The following is a 221-nucleotide window of genomic DNA, read 5'->3' on the forward strand; positions in this document are numbered from 1 at the left end:
ACCTACTTTCAAATTGGCGATGCCGGCGCGGTGGGGCGATGGCGGCGCCTGTATGCTCAAGGCGGTGCCCAAGCGTTGGCACCCCCTCCGCCGCCGCCCCGAAAGCCGATGAAGAAGACCCGTTCGTCCAAGCCGCCTGAAGATATGAGCCGCGATGAGCTGCTCAAGGAAGTCGCCTATCTGCGTGCGGAGACCGACTACCTAAAAAAACTCGATGCCTT

General features: G+C 61.1%; 1 pseudogene. It reads left to right on the forward strand.

Annotation, left to right across the window (positions count from 1 at the left end):
• A pseudogene (locus ACX9OT_RS21890) lies at window positions 1-221 on the forward strand (IS3 family transposase); the annotation flags it as partial.

This window comes from Stenotrophomonas genospecies 3 (genome assembly GCF_054473855.1).